The organism is Nitrosospira multiformis (genome assembly GCF_003050865.1).
GTDB classification, from domain to species: domain Bacteria; phylum Pseudomonadota; class Gammaproteobacteria; order Burkholderiales; family Nitrosomonadaceae; genus Nitrosospira; species Nitrosospira multiformis_E.
Map to the genome: position 1 here is coordinate 1 of NZ_QAOK01000053.1, position 6,405 is coordinate 6,405.

Below are 6,405 nucleotides of genomic sequence, written 5' to 3' on the forward strand. Positions count from 1 at the left end.
AAGCAGCTGCCGAGCCAGTGGCGGGGGGAAGGGCGAGAGAACATCATCGAATTTCGCCAGGCGCGGGCCGAGTTTGTGCAGGCGCATGAGCATGTACAGCAGGCCGTGCCGGATGCGCAGGCCGAAGTCGTGAGTCTCGAAGCCGAGCGGGAGCGACGGATACGGGATCGGGAGGAGCGGAGCCAGGCGGAGAGGCTGCGCATCGAGCGCATGACGAGCCGCGAGCTCAAGGCCGAGATCGAGCGCATGAAGCCGCCGACAGTCAAAGCCGCGGTCGATCGTCACCCGGACGTGATGGCTGCACGGAAGATCCATGCCTCCCTGTCGTATCAGATGCAGCAGGCGCAGGAAAAGATGCAGCAGACCATCCTGCAAATGCACGCTTGGCGCAAAGTCCATCCGTTGCGGGCCAGGACGCACGACCTGGGACTGATTCCATCCAGTTACCTCATCGAGCGTGAGCAGGCCAGGGAAGAAGCCTGGTTCCGGGCCGAGGATCTTAAGCCCGAGGTCAACGATGCGAGAAGCCGGGCCGAGCATATTGCCGCTGACATCGGACAGCGCATGGAGATCGAGCAGATGCCGGTACGCGAGCAGGTGGCAAAGCTTGAGCGCATCTGGCAGCAGAAGGCTAGCCAGGAGTTGGAGGTGCTGCGGCAAGCAAAGAAACTAGACTGGGCCATATCAGAATTCAAGAGCCACGCCATCAGTCGTGCACTGAAAGTTCCCAGCTACAGCGACACCGGCACACAGTGGAAGGCGCTGTCGGAGAGCGCACGTGAAGCGATAGACCGGTTCAATACCCTTCCAAAGGAAGAGCGGGCGCGGGAGCTGGAGAGGATGCGGGAGTATTTCAGGCAGCAGGGGCCGAAAGCTGTGGAAGGACTGGTGCAGGAGCTGAGCCAGGGCAAGGGCAGGAATAGAGGTCAGGAATGGGAGCGGTGATCAAGTAAGAAGATCGCATTCCCGGATCATTTGCGCTAAATCGCGAGAGCTGATTTTTTGCAACAGGGCTTGAAAATAGATGGTTTTCTATTGCTCTTTAGCCTTTTGTTTATTTTCATCTACGTGAAAATAAGCAAAATTATTCTTTCAGCTTGCTCCCCATATATTTTTAATCATGCCCAAAAACAGAAGTAAACGGCTTAGAAAAAAAACTGTGGGTAGGTGAATTTAAGGAAGCCGACATTATCGCCGGTTCAGACCCAGAGCGCCCCACTTATCGCCCTGTCCGAACAACCGAGGCCACTTCTGCGACTATGTTTGGACACCTTTAATGAGTTGCATCGTTCTTGTACCTTTGTGATCAAGGAAATGATATGCCAAGCAAGACAATAAAAGCCATGGTAGCTGACATAAATAACACCGAGGCAGATGGGGGTGGACTGTGGCTTCCTAATATTCAGCGATTTTTTGTTTGGCGTGAAGATCAAATGGAGAAACTATTCGACTCCATTATGCGGCAATACCCTTTGCCATCACTGTTAGTTTGGAAGACAAAAGCTGAGATTCGCAACCGGAAGTTCATAGATCAATACAACGAACCAGTAGATTTAAAGTCTCTTTACCGTCCGGTTACAGGGAAGGTTAAGCGATTGGTTCTTGATGGCCAGCAGCGCATGCAGACTTTATTTATGGGCCTGAAAGGCTCGCTTGAAGGACGCCAACTATATTTTAACGTCTTGAGTGGTAGGCCAAGTCATCCTGATGATGTGCAGTTTAAATTTAAGTTCTTGACTGCTGACCAGGCTAAATGGCCATGGGTTATTTTCTCTGAGTTAATTTACACGAGAAAGCTTGCTGGAGAGGTTACCAAGCAATTACTGGAACAATACTGTGTAACAGTGACAGCTGAAGAGCATGAGCTCATAGCTCGCAATGTGGAGCGTGCGAAGCGCGAATTTGAGGTTACGGAGGGTTTAATTTACCAAGAAATAGACTCAACTGATGAGGATTGTGGCTACTCGTTTGAAGACGTTGTCGAAATCTTTATTCGTGCTAATGATGGAGGCACAAAGCTATCTAAATCTGACTTGATGTTTTCGCTGATAGCATCGGACTGGCACACTGCTGACGTTGAGATGAACGAATTCCTTAATGATATTAATGGGGAACAATTTAATTTTGATCGGGATTTCGTATTAAAAACGGCAATGGTGCTACTGAACCAAGGGGCTCGCTATGATGTTGAGAAATTTAGGACAGCAGAGGTGCGACAGTTAATTACGGATAAATGGTTGAGTATCACCGACTCTATCCGTTTCGTTCGTGATTTTCTTTCACAAAAAACATTTGTCCGTTGTGATAAGGCACTACCTTCAAATCTTGCTCTAATTCCCCTTATTTATTACCACCATTACTATCCGGAGGGCTGGAATAGTGCGATTGGAAAAGTGGATTATCTGATTCGGGTGCTGCTGACAGGTGCATTTTCAGGGCGACCCGATACTTTAATTGACAAGGTAATCAATACCATCAAAGAAACGGGATCATTCCAAGTTCGCCAGATTTTTGGTGTCATCCGTGAGGATGGCCGTAGTTTGGGGATTTCGGAAAATCAACTGTTCGAGATGGGATATGGTTCCCGGAATATTCACTTGTTGTTCAACTTGTGGTATCCGCGGGCCGAGTACACGCCATCTTGGGACGGACATCTTCCTCAAGTAGATCATATCTTTCCACGCTCGATTTTGAAGAGAGTGAAAGAACTTAATCCAGAGAATGGGCGGACGTCTCTTCAACGCTACTCAGCAGGAGAGATCAACCAACTTGCTAATTGTATGCTGTTAACTCAGGCAGAAAATGGGCCGGCCGCCAAAGGAGATATGCCGCCTAGTGAATGGTTCAAAGATAAATCTGACGAATATTTGGCGTTGCACTGTATCCCCCGTAATAACGAGTTGTGGGAGATTGATCGCTATGAAGATTTTATTGAAGCCCGTAGGCTTCTGATTAAAGAGAAATTCGAAGACATTTTGTATAGGGAGGAAGGATGACTGGCGAGTCTAATAGCTGCCCCTAAATGTAGCGGCTCGCGTTTGAAACCGGTCGTGCTCGCATTTAACCCGTTTTCCAGCTCGACTACCGGGCGGCATCAGCTCGAATCCGAGCAGACGGCAGAAAGCAAACGCCACTTCCGTCTGCCCGTGGCTATCCGCGTGTTGCTGCTCCACCTTCATTTCGGCGGTTTGGGCTTACACCTCCTGTTCAGCAAGCGCTAATTGGCCAGCCAGTTCCTGTCGTGTCCTCGCTTCGAAATACCGCCGGGGATTGCCGCACATCCAGCAACTACAGGGACATGGCGTATCGACAACCTTCCCGAGGGACTTGGTGTTGTGACGAAGATCCTGTCCCCAGTGGAAACGACGTACCGCCTTCAGGCGTGCGATATGATGCCGGCGCAGGGCGCGCTTCATGTTCTTCATCGGCTTTCTCCTGGTTACGGCCGGCACCCGGGATGGGCCCGGCCGAGCGTAGGAAGAAACCCGTGAAGCGATAGATCAGAACGAATTCAGCAATCATCCCCAACTCCAGTTCGCATCGTGATTGCTTGGCTCTCCGCACTCCCCATATTATTAACTTCATCCGAAATCCCTATCTGGGAGCATCAAATTTAGATTGAGGGGGATTGAGGGCATATATAGCTAAATTATATCCCTTTTTACCTAAACTTAGACTGACGTACTGATTTTTAACTGGGACTTTGCTAGAACGCCTCTGGCACTACTACCGGGGGCACATCAGGATAGATATGAATGTCTGGCCCGGGGGGCGCTATCGCCTTCCCTTAAAGGGACGAGATGCATATGTAGCTAAAGATGAGCGACGAAGAGCAGAAACGCCAACAAGTTGCTCAATCATTGATGGTGTCATCGATATTTGCTTTGCAAATTCCGCTGGGGTGAACGAAAAGGCGTCTAAATAAGCGGATATTGCCGTCTTTATTAGCTCTGGCTCTTCCTGCGGAATTTTCTCATCGAATTTTTCAGTCTTTGATTGCCCAGTTTGATTAAGAAACCTGTTACCAGTAGCGTATTGAACAGAGTTCAATAGGCCAAGATCACGAGCCCGGCGGATAATGGCCTTAACACTAACTCGCCACCGGATTTTGAGAGAGTAAATGGCTTGCCAGTCGAGCCTTAGTGGCATACTGGGGAACTCACGTGAGAATACCTCGCCTGGCATCAGAAATGCTGATGCAAACCGATTTGCTTGGTCTTCCGTCTCCTTGTCCCCAGTTGAAGCTCCTTGATGAATAACAAGGTGTCCACACTCATGAGCGAGGTCAAAGCGCTGTCTTACTGGACTTTGTTTCAAGGTGTTCCGAATGACGAGAGGTCGTGCTCTAGCCATTGAGAGTGCATCTACTTCATGTCGATCACCTTTGTACAGGGCCACAATAGCGCCTGCATTCTCAAGAACTCGGCACATGTTTGCTATGGGACCATTTCCTAGCCCCCAGTGCTTGCGGCAATTGGTTGCTGCTTCCTCGATCTCGATGTCGCTATTGACCTCTATGGCGGGGAAATTGACGACTGGCAGCTCTAGGTTTTTTTCTAAAAGATGAATAATTATCTCCAATGCTGTGCCGTACGAGATAATTTGCTCTGCCACTTTGTCTGGCATGGATTTACGACTACGGAAATGGCATTCCTCTTCTCGCACCTCGGACTTAAGAGGTTCGTTAAAGAATGAAGGCTGAACCTTCAAGATCAAAGAGAGAGCCGCAACCATATCTGGGCTAGCAGGTTTTTGGCCAATTTCCAAAGCATGAATGAATTGGCGGCTAACTTGAAGCTGTTCAGCTAAATCAGCTTTAGTCCATCCATTCAGCAGCCGGGCGACACGAAGCTTTGCGCCCTGAAATGGGTTCTCATGACTCATCGGAGGCTTTGTGTTTCTTCACGATATTTTTTCCGACCATTGGGGCTGGCAGCTCGACCATATCATCGCTCTTAATCGCATCGAATTTGATATTCATGTTCTCGGTGTCGAATGGAATCTTCCAATGGCAAATAACTGAACCTTCTGAATCGTTATTGCTTGCCATTCCGGCAAAAATCACTGCAGAGGGTTCTCCCAAGTAATCGGTTTCGATAGCAAACCGCCATAGGCATTGCTTCTCAGTTCCTGGAAACGCGAAAGACAGTTGAGTGAGTTCTTGTGCATTGTAAGCAAGGGTTCGTACTGGTGGTCTTTTGAGTGACCCTCGATAAAAACGGACAGGGACAGATCCAATAGAGAAGATGAACTTCTTTCCAGGGTTTATGATGCTCAACCATTCCCATTCCCCAGACCTAGACTTTTGTAGGAGCAAATTACGCCATCTGGCGAATCCACGGCATCCTAGAGACCAAGTATCATCACCAGAAAGTGGATCATGTAGAGCGACAATAGCGCTCCGCGTGCTTGCGAAGAACTGGGCCAAGGCAAGTAAGCGTTCTTCTTGCAGATCGGGGTGGTAATCGTGGGGATTTTCACAGTGGGCCATGTTAGCTGAGCTTGAGTTGGAGTTATATTATTTTATGGGAAAGTAAGTTTTTGTCAACCATGTATAAAAATGTCTACCTTTGAACGCTCTTTTTCTTTGTGTGTATTTTGTTGCATAACCAGTCCCTTTTACGCGTCAAAATAAACAAATCCAAGGACATTTTATTGATGGGTTTAAGTTAACCCATCATAATTCTAAGTATTGATCTGGGTATGTATGGGGGAAAGAATGATAATTAGATGGATTATTGCGGTGCTTTCGATGCTGCTATCTTTTAATGGGATTGCTTGGGGAGCAGGAGGTAAGTGGGTTAAAGTGTATGATGGTCCCGAAGGTTCTTACTTCGTTCATTCAGATATGGCTTATGAAGACGGGACAGTTAAAGTATGGACGAAAATGAATTACTCGCAGCCCCAGTTCTATCTGGGAGAGCAATATCTAACCGATCAAACCCGTTTTGAATATGACTGCAAAGGGGAATGGATGGCCCGCTTAGCGGGGATAAAAGCTACAAGACATGAGGGACAGGGAAAAGTAATTTTGAATACAATCTACGATAACCCGATGAGATTCCCTATAACTCCTAATAATCACATTTATGATGCAGTTAAAAAACTTTGTGATTGGAATCAGAAAAAATAGGAGTTTATGATTCTGTATAAGCATGAAATGTTTTTGAAGGCAAATCATGAAGCTGCGAAAGTGCGAAACCAATCCCTTTTGCTACACTCAAACGGACAATGCAAGGCATTGTTTTTTTTGGTTCAAAATGTTGCATAAGGGTAATGCAAAATAGAAGAGGGGAAATCCATGAAAATTGGCTATGCGCGGGTTTCCACCGATGACCAGAATCTTGACCTGCAGCTGGATGCTTTAACCAGGGCGGGATGCGAGCAGGTATTTACCGATCACGG

Annotated in this window: 6 protein-coding genes and 2 pseudogenes; 4 read left to right on the forward strand and 4 right to left on the reverse strand. The window is 47.8% G+C overall.

Annotated elements, in window-relative coordinates; genetic code table 11:
• Positions 1-945, forward strand: a pseudogene (locus C8R21_RS14955) (MobA/MobL family protein); the annotation flags it as partial.
• A gap of 374 nt (positions 946-1,319) precedes the next feature.
• Positions 1,320-2,996, forward strand: coding sequence for a GmrSD restriction endonuclease domain-containing protein (locus C8R21_RS14960; protein ID WP_107763409.1), 1,677 nt, complete (start codon positions 1,320-1,322; stop codon positions 2,994-2,996).
• 93 nt (positions 2,997-3,089) lie between these two features.
• Here C8R21_RS14960 and C8R21_RS16765 read toward each other — a convergent pair.
• The 4 genes and pseudogenes from C8R21_RS16765 to C8R21_RS15730 all read right to left on the reverse strand — a co-directional run.
• A pseudogene (locus tag C8R21_RS16765) lies at positions 3,090-3,182 on the reverse strand (Tn3 family transposase); the annotation flags it as partial.
• Positions 3,183-3,194: 12 nt separating this feature from the next.
• Entirely contained in the window at positions 3,195-3,425 is a 231-nt protein-coding gene (locus C8R21_RS14970) for a hypothetical protein (RefSeq protein ID WP_107763411.1), read from the reverse strand.
• A gap of 349 nt (positions 3,426-3,774) precedes the next feature.
• The gene (locus C8R21_RS14975; protein ID WP_107763412.1) at positions 3,775-4,884 is read right to left on the reverse strand and encodes a helix-turn-helix domain-containing protein; all 1,110 of its coding nucleotides are present in this window, start codon (positions 4,882-4,884) and stop codon (positions 3,775-3,777) included.
• Positions 4,874-5,491 (reverse strand): hypothetical protein, encoded by a 618-nt coding sequence (locus C8R21_RS15730; RefSeq protein ID WP_146162519.1) that lies wholly within the window; start codon positions 5,489-5,491, stop codon positions 4,874-4,876. Before C8R21_RS15730 ends, C8R21_RS14975 begins: the two co-directional genes overlap by 11 nt.
• Before the next feature lie 228 nt (positions 5,492-5,719).
• On the opposite strand from C8R21_RS15730, the gene C8R21_RS14985 reads away from it, so the two are divergent.
• A complete protein-coding gene (locus C8R21_RS14985; RefSeq protein ID WP_107763414.1) occupies positions 5,720-6,133 on the forward strand; it encodes a surface-adhesin E family protein in 414 nt (137 codons plus the stop codon).
• A gap of 168 nt (positions 6,134-6,301) precedes the next feature.
• Positions 6,302-6,405: recombinase family protein (locus C8R21_RS14990; RefSeq protein WP_181258973.1), on the forward strand; the 104-nt coding region annotated here is incomplete at its 3' end.

Excerpts from the sequence above, each read along its gene's own strand:
- C8R21_RS14960 (WP_107763409.1), top strand. The coding sequence starts at position 1,320 with ATGCCAAGCAAGACAATAAAAGCCATGGTAGCTGACATAAATAACACC.
- C8R21_RS14970 (WP_107763411.1), bottom strand. The coding sequence starts at position 3,425 with ATGAAGAACATGAAGCGCGCCCTGCGCCGGCATCATATCGCACGCCTG.
- C8R21_RS14975 (WP_107763412.1), bottom strand. The coding sequence starts at position 4,884 with ATGAGTCATGAGAACCCATTTCAGGGCGCAAAGCTTCGTGTCGCCCGG.
- C8R21_RS15730 (WP_146162519.1), bottom strand. The coding sequence starts at position 5,491 with ATGGCCCACTGTGAAAATCCCCACGATTACCACCCCGATCTGCAAGAA.
- C8R21_RS14985 (WP_107763414.1), top strand. The coding sequence starts at position 5,720 with ATGATAATTAGATGGATTATTGCGGTGCTTTCGATGCTGCTATCTTTT.